Annotated in this window: 16 protein-coding genes; 5 read left to right on the top strand and 11 right to left on the bottom strand. The window is 60.7% G+C overall.

Going from position 1 to position 21,861, the window contains the following annotated elements:
• Window positions 1–18 precede the first annotated feature (18 nt).
• Genes ACR9Y2_RS39775 through ACR9Y2_RS39755 form a run of 5 tightly spaced genes read right to left on the bottom strand, consistent with a single transcriptional unit; the run spans window position 19 to window position 4,310 of the window.
• On the bottom strand, window positions 19–1,488 hold the full coding sequence (locus ACR9Y2_RS39775) for a rhamnulokinase (protein WP_435047489.1): 1,470 nt from the start codon (window positions 1,486–1,488) through the stop codon (window positions 19–21).
• Window positions 1,485–2,522: a zinc-dependent alcohol dehydrogenase gene (locus ACR9Y2_RS39770; protein WP_435047488.1), complete on the bottom strand. Its 1,038-nt coding sequence runs from the start codon at window positions 2,520–2,522 to the stop codon at window positions 1,485–1,487. The genes ACR9Y2_RS39775 and ACR9Y2_RS39770 overlap by 4 nt, the downstream gene beginning before the upstream one ends.
• Before the next feature lie 17 nt (window positions 2,523–2,539).
• Complete coding sequence (locus ACR9Y2_RS39765) at window positions 2,540–3,355, bottom strand: hypothetical protein (protein WP_435047487.1); 816 nt, start codon at window positions 3,353–3,355, stop codon at window positions 2,540–2,542.
• Window positions 3,352–3,807 carry a hypothetical protein gene (locus tag ACR9Y2_RS39760; protein WP_435047486.1) on the bottom strand — a complete coding sequence of 152 codons (456 nt, stop codon included), beginning with the start codon at window positions 3,805–3,807 and terminating at the stop codon, window positions 3,352–3,354. Before ACR9Y2_RS39760 ends, ACR9Y2_RS39765 begins: the two co-directional genes overlap by 4 nt.
• Window positions 3,804–4,310, bottom strand: a complete 507-nt coding sequence (locus ACR9Y2_RS39755; protein WP_435047485.1) for an RNA polymerase sigma factor — start codon at window positions 4,308–4,310, stop codon at window positions 3,804–3,806. Before ACR9Y2_RS39755 ends, ACR9Y2_RS39760 begins: the two co-directional genes overlap by 4 nt.
• Before the next feature lie 974 nt (window positions 4,311–5,284).
• Here ACR9Y2_RS39755 and ACR9Y2_RS39750 point away from each other — a divergent pair.
• Window positions 5,285–6,652, top strand: coding sequence for an acyl-CoA thioesterase/bile acid-CoA:amino acid N-acyltransferase family protein (locus ACR9Y2_RS39750; RefSeq protein ID WP_435047484.1), 1,368 nt, complete (start codon window positions 5,285–5,287; stop codon window positions 6,650–6,652).
• A 235-nt stretch (window positions 6,653–6,887) separates the two neighbouring features.
• Here ACR9Y2_RS39750 and ACR9Y2_RS39745 read toward each other — a convergent pair whose 3' ends face one another.
• The 4 genes from ACR9Y2_RS39745 to ACR9Y2_RS39730 form a co-directional block, all read right to left on the bottom strand.
• Window positions 6,888–7,193 carry a hypothetical protein gene (locus tag ACR9Y2_RS39745; protein ID WP_435047483.1) on the bottom strand — a complete coding sequence of 102 codons (306 nt, stop codon included), beginning with the start codon at window positions 7,191–7,193 and terminating at the stop codon, window positions 6,888–6,890.
• Window positions 7,194–7,416: 223 nt separating this feature from the next.
• Window positions 7,417–10,377, bottom strand: a complete 2,961-nt coding sequence (locus tag ACR9Y2_RS39740; RefSeq protein WP_435047482.1) for a CHAT domain-containing protein — start codon at window positions 10,375–10,377, stop codon at window positions 7,417–7,419.
• Between the two features lie 148 nt (window positions 10,378–10,525).
• The gene (locus ACR9Y2_RS39735; RefSeq protein WP_435047481.1) at window positions 10,526–11,383 is read right to left on the bottom strand and encodes a hypothetical protein; all 858 of its coding nucleotides are present in this window, start codon (window positions 11,381–11,383) and stop codon (window positions 10,526–10,528) included.
• A complete protein-coding gene (locus ACR9Y2_RS39730; RefSeq protein WP_435047480.1) occupies window positions 11,355–12,476 on the bottom strand; it encodes a CHASE2 domain-containing protein in 1,122 nt (373 codons plus the stop codon). The genes ACR9Y2_RS39735 and ACR9Y2_RS39730 overlap by 29 nt, the downstream gene beginning before the upstream one ends.
• A 637-nt stretch (window positions 12,477–13,113) precedes the next feature.
• On the opposite strand from ACR9Y2_RS39730, the gene ACR9Y2_RS39725 reads away from it, so the two are divergent.
• From ACR9Y2_RS39725 to ACR9Y2_RS39715, 3 genes are all read left to right on the top strand, one after another.
• Window positions 13,114–14,478, top strand: a complete 1,365-nt coding sequence (locus ACR9Y2_RS39725; RefSeq protein WP_435047479.1) for a transposase — start codon at window positions 13,114–13,116, stop codon at window positions 14,476–14,478.
• Window positions 14,479–14,815: 337 nt separating this feature from the next.
• Window positions 14,816–15,154, top strand: coding sequence for a PadR family transcriptional regulator (locus ACR9Y2_RS39720; protein WP_435047478.1), 339 nt, complete (start codon window positions 14,816–14,818; stop codon window positions 15,152–15,154).
• Window positions 15,151–17,790 (top strand): ADOP family duplicated permease, encoded by a 2,640-nt coding sequence (locus ACR9Y2_RS39715; RefSeq protein ID WP_435047477.1) that lies wholly within the window; start codon window positions 15,151–15,153, stop codon window positions 17,788–17,790. Before ACR9Y2_RS39720 ends, ACR9Y2_RS39715 begins: the two co-directional genes overlap by 4 nt.
• A gap of 308 nt (window positions 17,791–18,098) precedes the next feature.
• Here ACR9Y2_RS39715 and ACR9Y2_RS39710 read toward each other — a convergent pair whose 3' ends face one another.
• On the bottom strand, window positions 18,099–19,067 hold the full coding sequence (locus ACR9Y2_RS39710; protein ID WP_435047476.1) for a hypothetical protein: 969 nt from the start codon (window positions 19,065–19,067) through the stop codon (window positions 18,099–18,101).
• A gap of 10 nt (window positions 19,068–19,077) precedes the next feature.
• A complete protein-coding gene (locus ACR9Y2_RS39705; protein ID WP_435047475.1) occupies window positions 19,078–19,581 on the bottom strand; it encodes a hypothetical protein in 504 nt (167 codons plus the stop codon).
• A gap of 1,945 nt (window positions 19,582–21,526) precedes the next feature.
• Between ACR9Y2_RS39705 and ACR9Y2_RS39700 the strand changes: the two genes are divergently transcribed.
• Window positions 21,527–21,861, top strand: a 335-nt coding sequence (locus ACR9Y2_RS39700; protein WP_435047474.1) for a transposase, incomplete at its 3' end; no start/stop codon positions are given.

Here is a 21,861-nt window from a genome sequence, read left to right as displayed (position 1 = left end):
CAAGGGGAGGGAGCTTCGTCAGCTCCCCCGCACCTTCACATAGCGTTCGTAGGCCTGATCCCAGGCGGCGTCGGGCTGGCCTTCGTAGGTCTCGAGTTCGAAGGAGTTGCGGACGACTTCGCGCAGTTCCTTCAGGTCCTTCACCTCTCCGGCGCCCATGGCCTGGACGAGGACGTTGCCGGCCGCGGTTGCTTCCGTGGGACCGGCGATGACGGTGCGGCCAGTGGCCGAGGCTACGAACTGGTTCAGCAGCGTGTTCCTTGAGCCGCCGCCGACGATGTGGATGACCTCGATGCGGTGGCCGACTAATGATTCCAGGCTCTCGAGCACCTGGCGGTAGCGGAAGGCGAGGCTCTCGAGGCAGACGCGGACAAAGCCGCCGAGGCCTTCGGGCACGTTCTGGCCGGTCTTGCGGCAGTAGGCGGCGATGCGTTCCGGCATGTGGCCCGGCTCCAGGAACTGGTCGGGATCGAGGACGGCGGCAAAGGGTGCAGCCTCGGCGGCCAGCTTCGTGAGCTCGGGATAGCTGTAGTCCTGGCCTTCGAGCAGCCAGGCGCGGCGGCACTCCTGGACAAGCCACAGTCCGGCGATGTTCTTCAGCAGGCGGGTCTTGCCTTCGACGCCGATCTCGTTGGTGAGCGTCAATTCCAGGGCCTTGGGCGTCACAATGGGCTCGTCGATCTCGACACCCATGAGAGACCAGGTGCCGGAGCTGATGTAGCACCAGGGGCGGTCGCCGGTGGCGGGCACCGCGGCTACGGCGGCGGCTGTGTCGTGACCGGCGGTGGCGAAGACCGGGGTCTCGCCCAGGCCGCAGGTGTCCTGGAGGTCATCGAGCAGGGTGCCCAACCGTGTGCCGGGCGGGACGATATCGCCCAGGATGTGGGTGGGCAGGCCGAGGGTCTCGAGCAGTTCCGTGGACCAGCGGCGCAGGGTGGGGTTGTAGAACTGGGAGGTGCTGGCGATGGTCAGCTCATTCTTCTTCGAGCCGCAGAGCCAGTAGCTGAGGAGGTCCGGCATGAAGAGGAGCTTCTCGGCGGAGCGCAGGCCGGGGGAGCCGGCGAGCTTGGCGGCATAGAGCTGGTAGAGCGAGTTGAGGGCCATGAACTGCAGGCCGGTCTGCTCGAAGATGTTCTCCTTGCCGGCGGCGGCGAGGGCGGCGTCGTAGGCGGCGTTGTTGCGCGGATCGCGGTAGTGGCGGGGGTTGACCACGAGTTCGCCGTTGGCGTCGAGCAGGCCGTAGTCGACGCCCCAGGTATCGACGGCGATGCCGTCGAGCTTCAGGTTGCGTTCGCGGCCGGCCTTGCGCAGTCCTTCGCGGATGTCGCGGAAGAGGCGGAAGGCGTCCCAGTACATGCCGTCGGGCAGGCGGACGGGCTCGTTCAGGAAGCGGTGCAACTCTTCGAGTTGGAGGCGGCCGGCGGCGAGCGTGCCGAGCATGGCGCGACCGCTTTCGGCGCCGAGGTCGATTGCGACGTAGTGGCTCATAGCGTGAAGTCGTAGATCAGTTTGCCGACACCGTCGGAGTACTCATGCAGCATCTCGAAGCCGTGCTGCGCCTGTGATAAGGGCAGGACGTGGGTGATGAGGCTGGTGGGGATGCGGCCACCGGCCAGCAGGGCTCCGGCGGCTCGGCCCTTGTGGTTGGAGCGCTTCATGACCTGGATGTTGAGCTCCTTGGACATTGCCGTATGGAGGTCGACATCGAACTGCATGGGCACCGGGATGCCGATGAGGACGAAGCGGCCGCCATCGCGAGCGCATTGGATGCCGAGGTTGATGGTGCGCGGATCGCCGGCGGCATCGAAGACGATGTCGACGCCGCGGCCGTGGGTCTTCTCCATGACGGCGTCGCGGAAGTCGCCGTCGTTCAGGTTGAGAGCGACATCGGCGCCCATGGCCCTGGCCAGTTCGAGGCGGTGGGGGACGCGGTCGCAGGCCAGCACCATTTCGGCGCCCGCCTGTTTGGCCATGGCGATGCCGAGCAGGCCGATGGAGCCGGTGCCCATGACGGCCACGGTGTCGCCGAGGCGGACGGGCGCGAGTTCGTAAGTATGGACCCAGACGGCCACCGGTTCCATGAGCGTGGCCTGGTGCCAGGTGAGGGAGTCGGGGATGGGGTCGGCGTTATGGGCCGGTACGACGCAGTAGTCGCGGAGGCAGCCCTGCTCCTCCGGGCCGCCCATGAATTTGGAGGTGCGGCAGAGGTTGTGGCGGCCGGCGATGCAGTGTTCGCAGTGGCCGCAGGTGATGGAGGGTTCCAGGCTGACGCGGTCGCCGACCTTGTAGCCGTGGACTCCGGTGCCCACCTCGACCACTTCGCCGACGGGCTCGTGTCCGAGCACCTGGGGGTACTTGGCCTGGCCGGCGTGGATACGGCCTTCGGCCCACCAGTGGAGATCGGAGCCGCAGAGACCAACGGCCCGCATCTTGACGAGAAGTTCGCCGGAACGCGGGCCGTCGGGGAGAGGTGCTTCGATGAGTTCGAGACGCTTCGGGGCGACAAGTGGAACGCTTCGCATGAAGCGACCAGAATATCTCAGTCGACTGCTTTAGCGGTAAGGACCAGGATGAAGGCGTTGCCGGAGCGATCGACCTTGGATTTGCCGACGACCACCTTTTGTCCTTCGCGGATGTCGAGGTCGGTGCTGAAGCCGACTTCGGTGTAGTTCCAATTCGGGGTGACGATGGGGGTGGCGCCCTGGCCTGACTGGAAGGACTGGGTCCCACCGGAGACATAGGGGATTCGGAGTCCAAAGCGGAAGCCATCAATGCGGAGGACATTGCCTTTGGGGCTAGTCTGGGCGGTAGTGGCCTTGAGTTTCATCTGATAGGTCCAGGGGGCGGAGGGGAGATTGGGGTCGACCATGCCGGCATTGCCGCTGGAATCCGAGGTCTGGCCTTCGCGGACGCGGAGAACGGCGGTGTCCATGAGCCGGTAGTCGCTGTAGCCGAAGACGGCCTTCAGTTGCTTGACGACGCCATCGAGTTCGGATGGAACCGCGTCGCCGACCGTGCCTGTCTTGCCGGCGAGGACCATGTAGGCGACGACCTCGATATTGCGGGGCGCCCCGGTGGGGCTTTCGCCGCGCGGCACGTCGAAGCGTTTGATCAACTCTTCAGCGGCCAGGAGGTCGTTGGCTTCGTAGGAGCCGACGCTGATGGCCTTGAGCGCCACGTTCTCAATGACGCGCGTGTCGCGGTCGCGCATGACTCCCTGCACCAGCCGGGCGAGGGCCTGGGCGTCGGCATTCCTGATATCGAAGACCTTCTGCTGCCACTTGCGGTCCTGTGCGGCCAGGAGTCCGGTGAGGATCAGGGTCATTACTAATAGCTGCGCAAATAACTTCTTCATCGTTCTGCTCCTTTAGAATTCATCGCCCACAGGATGACCACGTCGGGGTCGTCCGTGATGAGCTTCACAAACTGGGTTTCTCCGGGCGCGGCGGGCACGGGCTGAGCTGCGGCGGGTGTGGTTCGGGGTTGGGCTTTCGCTGCCCGGGCCATCACTCTCTTTACTGGCGGCGCCGGAATGGTTGCCGGGCGCGGGTCGAGTTTCGGCGGGGCGGGCGCCTTGGCGATGAGCGGCGGCGGCGCTACCGGCTTCGATTCAAACGGGATTACCACTGCCAGCACCAGCGCTGCGGCGGCCGCGGGGGCTAGTGCCCAGAGCCACCACTTGCGCCGGGCCGGTTTTCCCACTTCGGCCAGCACCCGCGCCCGCACTGCTTCGGCTGCCCCGAGAGGCAATTCCTCATCCTTTAGATCGCGCAATGCCAGATCGAGGTCGTCGTCCGTCCAGCTCATCGCATTCTCCTCTCCACAAAGGCCTTCAGCTTGCCTTTGGCTGTTGAGACCTGGCTGCGCACGGTGACTTCCGTGGTACCCAGGATCGCGGCGACTTCCGCCGTATCGAGCCCTTCGATCTCGCGCAGGATGACGGCGGCCCGTTCCCTTTCGGCGAGCACCTTGAGGCCCTCGGCCATGAGGCGCCGGCGTTCGGCCTGCTCCAGATCGGTCTGTTGGGCCGCGGCGACCGGCGGTTCCCAATCGATGGGTTCCATGGGCCTGCGGCTTCGCAAGTGATCGAAACAGGCGTTCATGGTGGTCCGGTAGAGCCAACTGGTGAGGCCGCGTTCCTCCTCGATCTGGTGGAAATGTTTGTAGAGCCGCAGGAACACCTCCTGAGAGAGGTCCTGGGCGTCTTCCAGGCGGCCGAGCATGCGCAGGGCGACGCGGAGCACCATGCGCTCGTGCCGGAGCATGAGCTGCTCGAAGGCAGCGGTCCGGTCCGCGCGTTGCCAGGCCATCGAAAGCTGAAGTCCTTCCAAATCCACTCGCCTTGTTATACGCGAGCGACTGGCGAAGCGTTGAGAGGAAAAATTGCAGAGGCGGCGGGTTTGTATGCCGGCGGCGGCGATTGTCCTGGGGTGTGGAGGGGCTGGGCTGGCGATGCTGGTGAAAAGGCGTTTTGATTCAGCGGTATCGGAGGGGGTGGAGGATTGGATGAGGCTGATGGCGTCCTGATGGACGGAGTTGGCTTTGACTGTTCGGGGGGAGTGGATTGTGGGGGCTGAGGTGGGTGCGGCGGATGAGGGGTGCGTTGGGTTTGATGCCTCGGGGAGAGTGGATTGCTGGTGGGTAGCCTGGGGCTTACGCTTGGGGACTGGGAGGTAGGCCGGCGCGGTCGTTGGGTTTGATGCCTCGGGGAGAGTGGATTTTGGGGAGGTGGCCGGGCGCTTGCGCTCGGGGACTGGGAGGGAGGTGGTCGTTGGGTTTGATGCCTCTGGGCGAGTGGATTGGGATGAGTCAGCCCGTCGCTGACGCTCGGGGACTGGGGCGGGGCTCGGGGTCTTGGGTTGTTGGGATGGGTCGGTTGGGGATTCCTGGGGGGCTATCCGCTCGCTTACGCTCACGGCTCCGTTTGTTCTCAGGGCTCCGTTTAGGCGCACGGCTCCGTTCGTTCCAGCCTGATTCGATCCCGTTCGTCCTTTCATATATCTCCTTGGCCGGGATTGTAGTGGACGAAGTCCTAGGAAGTGGTTGCCGGCGTGGATGTCGCTGCATCGGTAAGATATTGCGAAATAATCGGTTAGGGGCCATCTGTGTTTATTCTGAAAGCGCGTGACCGGGTTTGAGTGAGAGCGGATTCCGGGGAGAAACGGCTGGCCAGTCCGGGTGCCGCGTACCAGCGGCCAGCAGGTGGGCAGACTTCTTGTGGCCGCAGCCTGAACCTAAGAATCATCATCTGCGTACCATTGATTGGATGGCGAACAGAGATTGGATGCAGAACCGAACTGCCATCGTCGTGTGGGCGATGGGTATCTCTCTGTTGCCCTGCGCGAATCGCAATCTGTTGGGAGCGGGTCACGAACCGCAAGCCCGCTTCGTCCTCTCTCCGAATCCAGCGCTGATGGATGAGCGGGTGACGATCCAGGTGGCGGGGTTGCCTCCAGATCGCGAGGTGGTGATTCGTGCGCGGTCGAAGGATCAGAGTGATTGCTGGTGGTCCAGTTCCGCGCGGTTTCGCACTCGACAGGATGGGTCGATCGACGTTTCCGCACAAGCGCCGGTTTCGGGCTCCTACCGAGGCGTGGACGCCATGGGCCTCTTCTGGTCGATGGAGCCTGACCGATCCAAGCGGCCGCCGGTTGCGTTCTTCTCCGTTGTGGACTTGTTCAAACCACTGGTTACCGAACTGGAGGTTGTGTCCGATTCTCGCGTACTCGGAACTGCTCAACTGCTGCGTCATTTCGCACGGACGGGTGTTCGCGCAGCCCCTTTCCGGAATAACGGCACGGCCGGCATCCTATACGAGCCTGGCGATGCCCGAAAGCACCGCGGGATCATTCTCCTCGGCGGCTCGGAAGGTGGGTTTCCGTCGCCTGGCGGGCCGATGCTGGCGTCGCGCGGATTTGTCGTTTTGGCGCTTGCCTACTTTGGCGCGGCTGAGCTGCCGCCAGCTATGCAGCGAATTCCGATGGAGTACTTCGGACGCGCGCTTCATGCCATGCTGGCCTTGCCTGCGCTTGAGCGTGGCGGTGTGACTCTCGTTGGGGCTTCCCGAGGCGCGGAAGCCGCCCTGATCGTGGCCTCGATGTACCCGGAGGTCAACGGTGTGGTCGGGATTTCCTCCAGTCACGTGCGTTGGGAAGGTGCGACGGCCAGCATGCTGCCAGGAGGGCCTGCCTGGACCAACGCCGGTGTGCCCCTGCCCTATATTCCAGTGCACATTGGTCCTGGTTTCGCGGCGCGCGCGGTATGGAGCAGGATCCGCGGGTCGGCGCTCTCGTTGGAGCCCATGTTTGTTGACAGCCTGAGCCGCAATCGCGCAGAAGATGTGCAAATTGCGGTTGAGAGAATCCGTGGCCCCGTGCTGCTGGCTTCCGGCTCTGACGATAAAAAGTGGCCGTCCGCCTGGATGTCCAAGCGTGCGATGGATCGACTCCAGCGAAACCGTCATCCGTACTCCGACGACCACATCTCGTACGAAGGGGCAGGTCATTGGATCCCTTCGGCCTACCTGCCGACCGGCGGCCTACGCGGCAGTATGGCGGATGAGATTGGCGGCACTCCGGAAGCAACAGCTTCCGTACAGTCGAAATGGTGGCCGAGAATGCTGCAATTTCTTGCGGCGATCCCTTCACCGTGAGACTTGCCGGGCAATTCCGATAGGTTGAATGTGGACTACGGAGTACGTTGCGAGCGACGTGTGGGGCTGGTGAGGCTTGGCATGTTCTGGCGTCCAAACAAGTTGCTGGCTGATGAGAGCAATAGCAGACTACGGGACTGCTGGCGCTCCAGCGCTAGATGGTTAGGGCATTGGGTAGTAAGTCTTTAGTTTTCTGTGGTGTGCGGGAAGGTGCACTTCAGGCCGTCCCGCGTTTCTACTGTGCGTGCTTCGTTGCTTCAATGCTGCGGATCGCCGCAATCAGGTCTTCTTGGTACATGTCGAGCTCCGGATCTCGGGCCAGAAGCTTAAGGGCCGGGACACCAGCAAGGCTTTTCAGTTTTACGATCACGCGCGCGCACGAGATCGCGGCCAAATCCACGCCGGTGAGTCGGGGGCGTCCTCCACCGATGCTTCCGCTTAGCGTAGTGAGGCTCTGGTAGCCCGGTTCACCTTTTGCGCGCTCCACGTTGTTGATGAATCGTGTGATCTCCGGGACCGCAGCTTCGCCGATTTCAAACAAGCGCTGCTCCAACGCACTCCGCTCGGGCGGTGATGGTCGCGCCATCAAATCTGAGATTATGCTCTTTGCCTCCGCAGCGGCTTTCGACGACTTTGCTGGCGCGGCAGGGCTACTCGCTCGCGAGGTGTTCCTGCCTTGTGTCACTTGCCCTGGAATTGTAACCCCGGAGAAGATGAGAATGCCAAGAATAAGTAGGTGGCGTAATTGGCGCATTTTGTCCTTTCTAAAATCCACCTAGAAGGCCGATTCCGGCCCAGTAATAGGGGAGTGGTTGCAGGCGGCGCACTTTGAGTTGAGCCGCACGAAGCGATTGCGATAATCGGGCCGGATGTTCGGAATGGGACAGCTCAGCCGCACTCTGGTAGAAGGCGACAAGCAGTTCCATGCTCTCCCTCTCCGGGATTTCCCAAAGTGCGCCTGCGACATTGCCAGCACCGGCATGCATAAACGCTTGAGCCAAGCTCCGAAGACTATCGCCACGGAATTCGCGGCCTCGCGCCGAGGAGCAGGAACTTAGGTACAGGAAATCGACAGCAAGATGGAGATCGTAGATATCCTCTATGCGGAGGCAAGGATTTTCGGCTGGTCGCCCGTCTGCCGTGAATGTGGACAGTTGGATGAATCCCTGATCCGGATCGTTCTGATCTACGACGGCGTGCGTCGACACGACTATGTGCTGAAACGGCGCCATCAAAGTCTCCGACAGGTTTTCTCGACTCACTTTGAACCCATCGAAGACAGAAACTGCGCTTTCGGGTAGAGATGCCGCAATTGATTTGGCTTTGGCAGCGGTGGAAGGAAGCAGCCTGCTAAAGGTGAGCCCAGCAGCGCATAGCGGCACCTTTCGCGCGGCCGCCGCCAGATTCCGTAGACGGGAATCGTCCTGTGCGAAGACAGGGTCGACGAACAACGCCACCCTGGGGGAAGGAGTTCCCACAGGTGGTTTCCGAGCCTGAAGAGCGAACGCGGACAGCCCGACAACGACTTCATGCGCATCCACCAGCGGTCGGAATCTGCCACCCTCTGGTATCGCCAGCGCTCCGAATGGGATTGATTGCAGCGCTCCATCCGGTACGACCGCAATGCGTGTAGCTCCTCTGATTTTTCCATAAACCGGACCAAGAACTAGTTGCGAGAGCGCTGATGAGGATCGTTCATATGCCTCCATTTGCTCCTGCTCCGAGGCTGCACCGCACGCATCAGAACCTCCAACGTCCTTTGAAGCACATGGCGCAATCTTCATGAAGGAGCGGACTCGGCCTTCAACTTCCTTTCTTCCTGGCAAACGGGCAACGGAGACACCGTCCGGAAGAATTGTCCACACGTAACCCCGTTCCTCGCCCAACCAGTATTCGAGGACTACCGAGCCCCTGTCAGGAAGCAATTGGGGTCCTGGCTGGAACCCCATCGCCGATCCCGAAAGAGGTGGAGGTTTTCGTCCTGTAAGAATCTGTCCCCGTATCATATCCAGGTTTTGCGCGAGGATAGTTGCTTCTTTCCTGGTAGAGTCGTCCTCCAGATCAGATTTTGAGGATTGATGTGCCCGAAGTTCCGCCAGTCTCGATCTCCCTTCCTCTAATCTCTGAACGAGCACCTTTGGCAGCGAGGCGGGACGCACGCGTGTCAAGGCGTCGAGCAACGATTGGCTGTAGAATGAGTCGACCAGCGCAAGTGCCCGCAACCCCTTCACACCAGCAGGACCATCCGCCTGTTTTTCCATGAGCAGATCAATCAGAAAATCAGCGTGGTGCACCTGCGCCGATACATAAGCGGAACGCTGCGCAGCGCCCGGCACATCAGAACGCAAGTCTCGCTCAATACTGATGGCCCGATCTGCGTCTTCCTCGGCAGCGTCCAGCCTGCCAAGAGCCTTCAAGGTCCGGGCGCGAAACACTAAGGTTGCGACGACATCCTGAGAGGATCGAGAAAAGTTGCTCCTCAGTTTCAAGGCCTCTTCGAGCGATGCGAGTGCCTCAGCGTACTGTCCCGAATGGTACTGTGCGCTCCCAATACAGTGTTGTGCGTAAGCCAACATTACGGGGTTGTTCAGATTCCTAAGCCGGTTTGCAGCCGATTTCAAGTCTAGAATCGATCTCGCCGGATTGTTTCTATACGTGGTCATCGCCAGCTCGATCTGGATTTGAGCATCGAGAAACGGCTCGATGTTCGCGTCGCTGTCAGCCTGAGCCGCCCGAAACGCCTCAACAGCTGCATCCCAGCGTTCGGCGTCTCGTAGGGCGGTAGCCAAATTCAACTCCAACCTGGCACGACGGACTCGGATATAGCGACTGTCGGTGCTACTGATCCTCTCTCGCGCCTGTTGGAGTAGCGAGATCTCGCGATCGTGCTGGCCGAGTTGCGCAAACATAAGTGCTTCTGATTCGAGAATGCCCACTTCCTCCATGACATCGCCGGTTCGTGGTGCAAGTTCCTTCAATCGATCCAGCAACTGAAAGTACTTGTTTCGCTGCGATGACTCTTCATAGAACCGCAGAAGGAACTTGCCTGAGGTGATCTCGCCGTGCAGGTCCTTGAGTGCGGCAAACCGGCGAGTGGAGTCCAAAAGTGTACTCTCGACCGATTCTGTCGCGCCAATCTCAAGCCGGCATCGCCCGAGCAAATAGCGTGCGAACGCCTGTCCAAACGGCTGGCGAAGACTGTCTGCCGCCGCCGCAAACTTCTCGATTTGGCTAGCTAGTTCAACGCTGTGCCCGTTCTCCGCCACAAGCCGCCACCACAAATGGAACGCATTGATTTCAAGGGCGACGCGGGGGGATGCCATCAATTCAAACGCGCTTTGAGACTCGTTCAGAAGCCGGTGCAGTTCTTGGCTTTGCTCTTTAGATCCTTGGAACTTGCTCGAAAGTACCTGTGCGGAGTACCAGCAATTGGCTCCATTCCGGATGGATCGTGCGCGTGCGGAAGCGGCGATCCGCTCGACGATCCGGATGGAGTATTTGGCCTCCTCCAGTTCGGGGCGGGGATTGCGGAGGAGAAGAAGTTCCACATGCTCGCCTGACTCGCTCGGGTTGGAGACGATGACATTTCTAACACCTGCGCTGTTTTCGACTCCCCCCGCCCAATGTTGCGCCTGCGTTCCAAATGATGGCCCGTATTGAACAATAGCCTGAACGTTCATGCCCTGATAGGCGATCTCGACGATGGCTACTTCACCCGCGCTCATTGCCAGACTGTATGAGTGTAGAGTGCAACGCGGAAGATGGCGTAATGGTGACGCCACTCGCGTAAGGACAGGCCCGGACAAATTCTGGATGCGTGCTGGTTCACAGCCACCTGTCGATTGTGCGACTGCTGAAATGCAGGCCGCAACACTAAGGAAAAGTGCAGACGTATGTAAATTGACGGACATTCTCTAGCTCCAGAACCACCATGAGTGAGATTTCCAATCTGCTGCCGGCCGGAGGGGGTTGGCTCGTGTGTAGGCAGAGGGTCGCATGGCCATCCACGATGGCAATGCCCGCCGCCAGCGGCCCCTTAATCTTTTTGTCCTCCACCGATACGCTTGCCTCTCGCACTCGCCGCGCTTTGGGAGGGAGGGCCAGCCGCAGTAGGATGTCGTACTTGCCCGAAGGCAGTTTCAGTACGCCAGCGCTCGTTCCCATAGATCCTGTGTATATGGGCAGTTCGACACTTGGGTACTCCGTCGTTCGGCCGAGTGGAATCTTCTCGGTTACCTGCACACCGCCCAGGCCGGGCAGTACATCGGGACCACCTGGGTCGTCAGGATGTTCTTGTGGTTTTGGAAGCTTCCGAAGAATAGCAGCCTGGAGCATTGGCCACCAGTCTCTGAAGTCTTGGTCCTGTTGCAGCTTCCTCAGAATGGGAACCACCTCTTCATCGCCGACCCGAATCAGCACGTTCGCAGCGGACAAAGCTGCTTGAACGGAAGTGGCTTTCTCTCTTTCGCCGGCCGATGCCTTTCGTTTCAGGAGCTCATCGATAAATTCGCGGACCGGATCGATTACGGCTTTACCGCGTCTCGCAAGGTTCTGTTCAGTCGTCGCCCGGTCTTCTTTGGATAGCTGACCTGCAAGTCGGCGCAATGCTGCCTTGATTGCTTCGGGCCGTGGCAGCTCTGTGGACTTCTGCCCTTGGGTGGCGGATACGATGTCTACCGTGAGCGCCCCAATGAGAAGTGTGTTAACGATGAGCAGGATTGATCGTTTCATATGTAGCCGTCAGGGACTCATAGTGGCGTGCCAAACGCGGAACGGTGTATTTCAACAGGAGGACAATGAGGCTCGGAAGCCATAGAGTCAAATACACCCTGAAAAGAACAAATAGAACGTAAGCGAGTGCGAAGGTACAGGCAGAAGCTGCCAGCGTTAACGACCAAGCGCGGACCAACCCGTAGTGCTCCTGCGACCATTCGATTGCGCAAAACAGAAGGAATGAGACGAGGATGCCGGCCCATTCGGAGGGGAAAAAAAGCGTCTTGGAAGTGAGCGCCTCGATGTAGTTGGCGTGAAGCACCACCCCTGGCATCGGCCCGGCGGGTGTCGGATGGAAGTCCTCACCACGCACGCTGCCCAGCAAGACAACAGAGGCTCTTCCGAGCTGATTAAGCACTGTCTTGTCAGGGCTGCAAGCCGCCCAATCTGAAGCGTAGGACTGCTCGGGTGTGCACCTTAACACGGAGCTAGCGGCCACCTCAAGGAACTCATTTCGTTGGTAGAGAATCGAATACGGTGGATCTGCCAGCTCATGGGACGGAAGTCCAGATCTTTCATCTTTGAAGAACCGTTCCGCGGCGATGTAGCTCAATGATTTTCGAACGCCCTCGTATTGTAGCTCCAGCCGGGCCGTTTGAACTGGTGGAGCTGCCAGATATGAGCGCCAGCCCAACGGAATCCGTCGTGTGTCGGCGGGGAAGGTGGACAGACCACACTCCACGTTCTTGCCGGTGGGATGCGGCAATTCCTCACCTTCCTGCCGAAGCACCGCGTTGTGTCTTTCGAGTTGTCTGAGTATTTCCGTAGGGAGATGGCGCAGTCGAGCAACGTCCCGATCGTCGCACGCGACGACGATGTCCTGAGGGTCCTTCACTCTTGCGATTGTCTGCCGCAAAGCGTCCTTGACCGTCAGGTCGATTTTCGTGGCCTCAAACGCGAAGTCCAGGACAACTATCTTCTGCGGGTTATAGTGGCTATCGATAACATCTACGAGTCTCATCAAATACTCACGCCGCGGCCCTGGGTCAACGCCCATAAGCGATTGGGGTTCGCGGCCTTGCTGGAGCGTCATCAATGCCACGTTCTGCACTCCGGGTCTCCACCGCCAGTGCTTCGTTACATAGTCGAATGCGACGCTGGTAATGACATCAGGACGATGCGGATCCAAGGATATCGACCCTACTAAATGCGCCCCCCGTTCCAGCGCGAATCCGATTGCGACACTCAGCAACCATGGGACGAGCCTCCGCCGATGCAGGGCCCAGTTCGAGAATCGTCTGAGTGCAGTGTTCATAGGCCATCGAGGCAGCTAATCAATTAGGAGGAAAGGGTCGTTATAGCATAAACTGAACCTCGCGCAACAGTACCCATTTGTGTACATGATGACCTTCAGTCTGACCTTCCCCCTGCCCTTCCGCGACTCCCGGATTGCGGCCCCATTGAAGCCACGGACCGGGCGAGATTAGCCCACACCTCGGAAACCAGCCGCAGTGAGCCCGGATACTCCCATCCGCCTCAAAAGCACGACTCATCCGAGACCGTACTCGGACTAGCCATCCACCGCCTCACTCCTCAATCCCCTCCGTGCCAACACCAAGGAAACACTTCCGCTTTGTCTAGTGAGAGCGAAAGGTGGAGGCCCCGAGCGCCTGTCGGAAATAGACTGCGCCCCGCCGCCGATTTGCTGAAGCCTCATTGGTCTTGTCTACATCCAACCTCTATCCTCAATGAAGAGATTTCGGCCCTGTGATCTGGATCAGCCTTTTCTCCTTCCCCCTTCCCTGCAGGGCTGGCTGCCCGAGGGCCACCTGGCCCGCTTTGTCGCCAACGTCGTCGACGCCCTCGATCTGAGCCCCATCCTCGACACGCACGCGCGCAAGGACGGCCGCGGTAAAGCCGCTTATCATCCGATTCTCTTGGTGCGCCTCCTCGTCTACGCCTATGCCGTGGGCAAGCGGAGTTTTCGTCAGTTGGAGCGCGCCACTTACGACGAAGTGCCCTTTCGCTACCTTGCCGCAGATCAGCAGCCCGATCACGACACTATCTCCACGTTCCGCCAGGTCCACTTACAGGAACTCGCGAGATTGTTTCTGCAGGTTCTCGCTCTCTGCCGGAAGGCCGGCATGGTGCAGTTGGGCCAGATCGCCATTGATGGCAGCAAACTCGCGGCCAATGCGAGCCATCGCAGATCGCACAGTTACGCCAAACTGAGCGAACGCGAGCAGAGGTGGCTGGAGACCGTGGAGCAGATCCTCAAAGAGGCCCCGGCGAAGGACGAACTGGAAGACAACGAGTTTGGGCCTGGGCGGAGAAGGAACGAATTGCCGGCGGATTTGGCGACGGCGCAGCAGCAATTAGACCGTATTCGCGCGGCTAAGAAAGAACTGGAAGAAGAAGCCCGGCGGCGCGCCGAACAGGCCGCGAAAGAGCAGGAAACGCAGGGCGGCGGGCCGAAGAACGAATCACAGCGTAAGCGGTGGTGCCGGTCGGCCAAGGGCGTGCCGCCGCAGAAAGAGCTAGGCAATCTGGCAGATCCGCAGTCGGGCGTGATGATTGATGGAGCGAATAACCGCTATATCCAAGGCTACAACACGCAAATCGCGGTGGATCAGAAGCAGCAGGTGATCTTGGCGGCGGAAGTGACCATCCAACAAAATGACCGGCAGCAACTGGTCCCGATGGTGGATGCAGTGGAGACGAATGTCCAGGCCAAGTGCAGTTTGGCAGTGGCCGACACCGGCTACTGGAATGAAGGACGCATTGGGGAATTGGGCGAGCGCAGAGTGGACGTGATGGTGCCGCCGGATGGATTTGCGACGTGGCGACGGACCGGGACGTTGCCTCGCAATGGGGCCAGAGGACCACTGGCGGTGAAGATGAGGGAGTGGCTGACGAGCGAGCCCGACGCGACGCAATACAAGAAGGGAAGCGGCATTGTGGAGCCGGTGTTCGGACTCATCAAGGAGCTGAGACATTACCGCCGATTTCTGTTCCGAGGGTTGGAAAAGGTGAGAGCGGAGTGGCAAATGATCTGCATGGCGATGAACGTGTGGAAGCTGCACCGCCACCAACCGCAAGTGGAGCTTGCGTGAGGCTGAGATGTTGACCGAATTCCCGGAAACTCCGGTGCAATTTAGCGCACAAGCGCTCCAGGAAGCCCGGTGGCCTCGGCTGTCGTTGAATATGACCGCTGGGAGGCGCCAGATCGCCGACTGGGTCGGGTTTCGCTCTGGATCTCGTTCCGACAGGCTCTCAGGCTGTCACCTTCCGCGACGTCCAACAATTCAGGAGGACGGCGGACCTTCTGGTCAGCCTGCCGCCAACAAACCAGTGCCCCCGAATCACCCACGTAACGTTTCAGCCTTCCCTGAAGCTACCTGTTGACAGATTACCGGTACCCTGCTTACCATCAACGTGTAGGCGGACCACATGTCAGAACCCAAGACCGACATCCCTTACGGCACTCTCGACCTCCTCATCCTCCAGACCCTCAGCACCATGGGCGCCATGCACGGCTATCGACTTGCCCGCCGTATGGAACAGGTCTCCGGCGACCTGCTGCGCCTGAACCAGGGCTCCATCTATCCGGCCCTCATCCGGCTGGAGCAGGCCCGCCTCATCGCCACTGAATGGAGCGTCTCGGAGACCAATCGCAAAGTAAAGGTCTACGCCCTTACGAAGCTCGGCCAAAAGCGCCTGGAAACCGAAGTGGCCAAATGGCACGAAACCACGCTGTTGGTCGAAAGGTTCCTGGAGGCCAAGCCATGAGCCTGCCCACCCTCCTCCAACGCCTGCTCGCCTCCCTCCAGCGCCGGCGCCTCGAGTCCGAACTCGACGGTGAGATCCTGGCGCACCTGGAACTCGCGCAGCGCGAGGCGATGGCCCGTGGCCTCACAGCGGAAGAGGCTGCCGACGAGGCACGACGCCACTTCGGCGGCATTGCCCAGATCCAGGAGGACCACCGCGACGCCCGCACCGTGAACTGGCTCGAGACGATCTTGCGGGATCTCCGGCTGGGTGCCGCCTCCCTCAAACGCGACCCCGTGTTAGCCTGCATCACGATCGGCGTACTCGCCCTCGGCATCGGCGCCAACACGGCCATGTTCAGCCTTCTGGACGCCACGCTCCTGCGCCCGCTCCCATTCCCTGAGCCCGATCGCATAGTCCGCGTCTGGGAGACTCCGTCTTCCGCGCATCGCAATTCCGTCAACACGCTCGACTTCCTCGATTGGCAGCGCATGAACACGGTCTTTCAGGCGCTGGCGGCCGAGAGTTCCACGACCGCCACACTCGCCGCCGAGGGTGAGCCTGAACGTGTCCCCCTGAAACTGGTGACTGCCGCCTACTTCCAGGTCTTCGCCGTGAACGCGCGCATGGGCCGAACCTTCGAGGCCGGGGATGATTCGTCCGGAGCCGAGCCGGTCCTCGTCCTGAGCCACGCTTCCTGGCAGGGCCGCTTCGGCGGCCGTCCTGACATCATCGGGCGCAAAGTCCTCCTCGACGGCGAACCGCACCGCGTCGTGGGCGTGCTGCCACCCGGCCCGTTCGATCGCGAACAGGCGGCCATGTGGAAGCCTCTTCAGTTCACCCCCTCGCAGAGAACACGCGGCTTCCACTGGCTGCTTGTGGCCGGACGCCTCGCCCCCAGCGTCACCATCCAGCAGGCCAATCAGCAGATGCTCGCCATCGACGCGCGTCTCAGTGAGCTCTCTCCGCCCTGGAAGCGCGACTGGACTGTGAGTGTGGACCCGTTCCGCGAAGATCTTGTCGGCGAGAAGCTGAAGCGGTCGATGTATATCGCCTTCGGGGCGGTAGTCTTTGTACTGCTCATCGCCTGCGCGAATGTGGCGAACCTTCTGCTGGCCCGGGGGGCCGCACGCGCAAAGGAAATGGCCGTCCGGGCCGCGCTCGGCGCCAGCCGCGGCCGCCTCGTTGGCCAGCTTCTCACGGAAACCCTGGTTCTCTGTCTCGCCGGAGGCGTGGCCAGCGTAGCGGTTGCCCACCTCCTGCTGCGTGCGGCCGTGCCACTGCTCGGCGACCTGCTGCCGTTTACCGCCGAGGTCGGTCTTGACCTCCGCGTGCTCGCCTTTGCCGCTGCCATCGCCTTCAGCATCACCCTGGCCGTCGGCCTGCTGCCCTCTCTCCAGACCTCCTCCCACGGCATCGCTTCGTTCATCAACCAGGGCCAGCGCGGCTCTTCCCAGCGGCGGGACGGCCTGCGGCGCACCATTGTCTCCGCCGAGGTTGCGGTCTCCCTGGTCCTCATCTGCGGAGCGCTGCTGCTGCTGAAAAGTCTCTTCAATCTCCAATCGGTCAGCACCGGCATCCGGACCGAAAACGTGATCACGACGACCGTGGATCTGCCTTTGTCCGCATATCCCACCGCGGAGCAGGCATCACGCTTCTACCGGGACGCAACCGACCGTCTGCGGGCGTTGCCTGGAATGGTGGACGCGTCCGTCTCCTCCGCGCCGCCGCTGGAGCGGGTTGGCGAGGGCATGGCGATCCTGAATGCATCCCGCGACAAGTGGGTCGACATCGGCTACAAGCGCGTCAGCCCGGAATACTTCTCGACGCTGGGCATTCCTCTTCTCTCCGGCCGTGGTCTCACGGGCCGTGACCGCGCGGGATCTCCGCCCGTGGTGGTGGTCAATCAGGCCCTGGCCGCCAGGCTCACCGAGGTGTTTGGGCTCGCTGCCCCCGTCGGCCACTCCCTGGATGTCGTCACTCCGGACTGGGTGAAGCTCGACTCGAAACTGGTGAGCACGGAGATAGTCGGCATTATCCGCAGCGAGCTGACGGGCAATCCGGCAGCGGCCGAGGCGCCCGTCGCCTACATCCCCATCGACCAGGTGCCCCCGCGCCACGCCAGCTTTGTCCTCCGGACTACCGCGGAGTCCGTCGCCTCGGTACCTGCCATCCGGCAGGTCATCCGGACGATCGACCCTCACCTGGCGCCCGGCGAATTTCGAACTGTGGAACAAATCCGGGAGCGCAGCCTCAGCGGCGCCTCCCAGCCGGCGTCCGTCATCGCCGCCTTCGCGGTGGTCGCCCTGTTATTGGCGGCCCTCGGCCTCTATGGCGTGCTGGCGCACACGGTCACCAGTCAGCGGAAAGAACTCGGCATCCGCCTGGCCCTCGGAGCCGCGCGAGGCAACATTGTTCGCAAGGTATTGGGCGAAGCCGGCTCCATGATCCTGGTGGGCCTGTTTTGCGGCCTCGCGGGCATCTTCGCGCTCACGCGCCTGATGAAGGGCATTCTCTACGCCGTTCCTCCCCTGGACCCGGCCGTCCTGGCCGCTGCCTGCCTCACGATGGCCCTGGTCGGCCTGGCTTCTGCCTTTGTCCCCTCAATGCGGGCCGCCCGCCTGGACCCGGTGAGAATCCTCCGTGAGGACGGCTGACCCAAGGTGTAAATCACAACGGCCCGAGGACCGGTAAACGGGCACCACCCGGCTTGGCCCTTTCACCGTCTCGACAGGCGGATTCCCTCGGAGCCGTGCTGCTTCGGTTGTCCTTGAGATTCCGCCGGCGCTCAGGGCGGTCCACCCTCAGGACGCCTCGGATTGCTCAGCTCAGTTGAGGGGTTCACTCTAAGCTGTCGCCGTTCCCCTTCCGGTTCTTCCGCAGCGGAGGCTACTGCCGCCGCCAGTACTGTTCACCAGCGTGCCGGATGCGGACGCGGCCGAAAGCGCTCGACGGTGCGCGTTCGCTATGCTGGGCCGTTCCGGCAGCACGTTCGCAGCGCTTCTCGAGCTCGATCGGCGATTCCCTTGTCCGGATGCTGCGTCAGCATATTCAGAAAGTCAGCAATCCCACTATCTCCTGGAAGAACCGCATACTGCTTCGCTGTCCGGAAGGGATCAGAAAGGAATGCCTGCCGGAACGCCTGGTTTCCACGCATTCTTTGGCTCTGGAGGCGAAGGAGCTCTGCTTTTCGCCCGTGCTCTACAGCCTCAGACGCAAGCTTGTCGATGCAACCGTCATGCCCTTCGAAGCTACCGCGATAAAACTCTACGCACGCCTCCCACCTGATCTCCTCAACGGGGTTGTCTGCCAGGGCTGCGAGTAACGGCAGAGTCCCAACATAACCCACAAGTTGCAATGCCCCCCCCGTAGCCGTTGAGAGATTCGTAACCAACATGGCAATGTCCGTGCCTTCACCCGGTGTGAGCAGCACTGCGGCGATCTTGGCTTCAGCTCCGGTGCCACGTGCCTTCGGGGGCTGATGGTGATAACCAGTGAAGACCGGGCTTGTGCTCCGCACCAGATCGGTCACATATCGCAAAACACCCTGATCGGTCACGAAGTAATGTACAGCTCTTTCCCCTTGCATAGGTAGGTGCAACGAACTGCCGTTGGTGTAGTACTCCGGCGCCCAGTAGTACGCCGTCATTTCAGCGCCCTCCGCGGACCCACGGATCACCTGCTCGACCGAGAGTTTCACCTTCACAAGCCGCGCACTTTGGACGCCATACTGTTTGCTCCAATGGATTGACTGACTGGCCGCTTCCCATTCAAACCCGACTGTCTTCGCCACAACAACGGTCGTGGCCTTTTCGAGCAGTTGTCGTTCGTCGAAATCATACAGACGTAGAGGATATCGCGTCCCCTGTGCGCAGCCCACCTGGACGAGGCTGAGGATTGCCGTCCCTAGCAGAAGCCAGTTTCTGAGCATCATCGTGAAGGCCTCAATCACAGCGGCGTATGTTCGATTTATCGACGCCGTTGATCTTGATCGACATTCGAGTGGTTTCAACTGCCAGCGTTCCGTAGGCGACACCGTGATCCCAAACGAAGATCGGCGAACGGCCGATTCCTGGTCCACCGTTCCCAACGAACGTTTGGTAGAAGTTGTACTGGCTTTGGTTGCCCGCCAAAATGTAATCCCAATCGTCGCTGCGAAACGTCGCGTTTCCTGATGTCGTGTCGCCCGTTACTACCGCGTTGAACTCCGTAAACGTGCTGCCCGGCATTTCCCTTCCAAATTGATCCTTCAGCGAGTAGTGCCTCCGGAGTTCCAGCGAACCTGTAAAAGCATCGGTGGTGATGCACTCTTCCATAACCTCCAAGTACATGAGGTAGCTTACGGTTTTCTTAATGGCCCTTGCAATGGAGGCTGCAATCAGGAGATCCCACTCGCGGACAGCGCCCGCCGGATCGTTCTTCCACTTCGCAGTAGAAAGAAACGGCAATGAGCGACCGCCACCACCACCACCGCCGCCACCTCCCCCAATCCACTCGCTTGCGCATTTGCATGAGAAAAATCATCCTGCAGCGTACTGATTGATCAGAATTCCTCCACCATTCGATTCATTGCGCCGGTGCAGAGTATCCCATTACCCAACGTGGTGTTGAGGGCCAGCCGGTGTTCGATTCCCTCCGTGACCGGTTGACCTACCTGAGCTTGTTGCGCGAACAGGCGGCCGTCAGCAAGCCCCCGATTCTGAACTACAGCCTGATGACCAATCCCATACACCTGATTGCCGTGGCGCACGAGGTGCCGGTCCGAGCAGCCTGCGGCGGATGTCGCGCAGCCGCGTTCGCAACGTCGCCGGTATCAGAATGGCAGCTCAAGCGCAATTTCGAAGTCGCTCCGTTGAAAATGCGACTTTGCCGGGTGCCCGCTTACTGCCGGGACTGTGAAAAAATCAAAACGCGCAATCAAGCCCCCCGCGGGGGGGTACGCAAACCATTGGGCGACCAGCTGCGATCGCTCCTAGGGCCTCTGGCGAGGCCATTCTCGCGAGCATTTTTGCCCGTTTTCGCGAGGTGGGATTTCTTCACAAACCCTGCCGTGCGCGGTTCGCAGCGCGGTGGGGGCCGCTCCGTTGAAAACGCTCACGCGATGGGTCGCGCTGTTGAACGGAGTGGAGCCTTTCGGTGGCTATCCGCTCACTGACGTTCACGGCTCCGTTTGCGGCTTCATCTGATTTGGCGGCTCGCAGGGTCATGGGGGCTCCGAAGCGAGTCCCCTTTTTCTGGGAGGAAGGCCGGCGGCGGAGCGAACCCAAAGGGCGACAAGGGGTTGCGGCCCATGGCAGGGTCGAGCCGGCCTCCGAGTGGCCGGCACTAGTTCGGCCGGCTCTTCGCGCCCTGGGCTCGCAAGCCCTTGCCGCGCTGCTAGCGGGACTTCCGCCAAAGACTGCTAGCCGAAGTGATGCAGCGAGTGCACGGCCGGTGCGCGCAGTATTTGCACGCTCGCCGGGGTCGTTGTGGGCACGTTTGGCGGAACCGGAAGTGGAAATCGAGCTTAAAGCGCTGCGCCGTGCGACACACTCTGGTCAGCCGTTTGGGGATCAGGCGTTTACGAAGGAAATGCACGCGCAACGGGCTGAGCTTTGGGCAAAGGTGCCGGAAAGTTGGCTCCAGCGAGGGAGGTCGAGGTACCGAGAGCCAGAGGGTGAATGAGGCGGGGTCACGGTGATCGGAAGTTGTCGCTTGGAGTAGAATGCTGGAGTGTATGGTCTGGAAAGATATATAGAAAAATCGAGAGTGGCAGTCGAGGACGCCCCTTTTCCATGATGATTTTTACTTTACTCATCTTCGCAGCCTTCACAGGCACCCTTCTCGAATCGTGCGCTCAGCCTTCCGGGGCGAAGAAAGTCGATATTGATGAGGCCCGCAAGCTGGTATATGAAGCTCTGTCGAACCACAATCGTGGATCGGACCTCACATTTTCCCCTCGAAGTTTTGATCCTGACTTCTATTTCTTCGCAGCCACTTGGCCGAATCCAACCGGAAGTCCACTAATTGGATACTTTGCCGTCAACCCCTGGACCGGAGACGTTTGGCGAACAGCAGGGCACTGCGAACTACTTACGTCATCGTCTTTGCAGCGTCATCAGAAAGCAATCCGAAAGAGAGCTACTATCAAGGGCGACGAATTGAAACGTCTCCGAAGCAGAAGGCCGCTGTGCGATGCCGGTGAGCCATGATGTCGAATGTCGAACAGGAAAGGGGCATCCATGATAAGTCTTCTGTTGACGTCCCCAGCTTCAGATTGGACCATCGCCGAATGCCGGCGTGGCCAAGCATCCATTTGTCGCATCCTGGGAAGGGTGGAGGGTGGACGTCCTGGCCTGTCATTCTCGTATTTGGATGAGAAATAATCATCCTGCAGCGTACTGATTGATCAGAATGCCTCGATCCGCTCGATTCATTGCGCCTGGTGTAGCGCATCACATTACTCAACGTGGTATCGACCGCCAGTCGGTTTTCCATTCCCGCCGTGACCGGCTGACCTACCTGAGCTTGTTAAGGGAACAGGCGGCCGTCAGCAACCTCCCGATTCTGGCTTACTGCCTGATGGCCAATCACATACACCTGATTGCCGTGCCGCACGAGGCGCCCGTCCGAGCAGCCTGTGGCGGAAGTCGCGCAGCCGCGTTCGCACCGCCGCCGGTACCAGAAGGGCAGCTCAAGTGCATTTTCGAAGCCGCTCCGAAGAGAGTCGCCTTTTTCTGGGAGGAAGG

The sequence above is a fragment of the Paludibaculum fermentans genome (genome assembly GCF_051172195.1).
GTDB classification, from domain to species: domain Bacteria; phylum Acidobacteriota; class Terriglobia; order Bryobacterales; family Bryobacteraceae; genus Paludibaculum; species Paludibaculum fermentans_A.
This window is presented reverse-complemented; position numbering and strand designations above follow the sequence as displayed.

What these genes read in the sequence shown, in the direction of transcription:
- ACR9Y2_RS39720 (WP_435047478.1), top strand. Translation starts at nt 14,816, where the DNA reads ATGTCAGAACCCAAGACCGACATCCCTTACGGCACTCTCGACCTCCTC.
- ACR9Y2_RS39770 (WP_435047488.1), bottom strand. Translation starts at nt 2,522, where the DNA reads ATGCGAAGCGTTCCACTTGTCGCCCCGAAGCGTCTCGAACTCATCGAA.
- ACR9Y2_RS39750 (WP_435047484.1), top strand. Translation starts at nt 5,285, where the DNA reads ATGCAGAACCGAACTGCCATCGTCGTGTGGGCGATGGGTATCTCTCTG.
- ACR9Y2_RS39775 (WP_435047489.1), bottom strand. Translation starts at nt 1,488, where the DNA reads ATGAGCCACTACGTCGCAATCGACCTCGGCGCCGAAAGCGGTCGCGCC.
- ACR9Y2_RS39760 (WP_435047486.1), bottom strand. Translation starts at nt 3,807, where the DNA reads ATGAGCTGGACGGACGACGACCTCGATCTGGCATTGCGCGATCTAAAG.
- ACR9Y2_RS39740 (WP_435047482.1), bottom strand. Translation starts at nt 10,377, where the DNA reads ATGAGCGCGGGTGAAGTAGCCATCGTCGAGATCGCCTATCAGGGCATG.
- ACR9Y2_RS39765 (WP_435047487.1), bottom strand. Translation starts at nt 3,355, where the DNA reads ATGAAGAAGTTATTTGCGCAGCTATTAGTAATGACCCTGATCCTCACC.
- ACR9Y2_RS39735 (WP_435047481.1), bottom strand. Translation starts at nt 11,383, where the DNA reads ATGAAACGATCAATCCTGCTCATCGTTAACACACTTCTCATTGGGGCG.
- ACR9Y2_RS39715 (WP_435047477.1), top strand. Translation starts at nt 15,151, where the DNA reads ATGAGCCTGCCCACCCTCCTCCAACGCCTGCTCGCCTCCCTCCAGCGC.
- ACR9Y2_RS39755 (WP_435047485.1), bottom strand. Translation starts at nt 4,310, where the DNA reads ATGGCCTGGCAACGCGCGGACCGGACCGCTGCCTTCGAGCAGCTCATG.
- ACR9Y2_RS39710 (WP_435047476.1), bottom strand. Translation starts at nt 19,067, where the DNA reads ATGATGCTCAGAAACTGGCTTCTGCTAGGGACGGCAATCCTCAGCCTC.
- ACR9Y2_RS39725 (WP_435047479.1), top strand. Translation starts at nt 13,114, where the DNA reads ATGAAGAGATTTCGGCCCTGTGATCTGGATCAGCCTTTTCTCCTTCCC.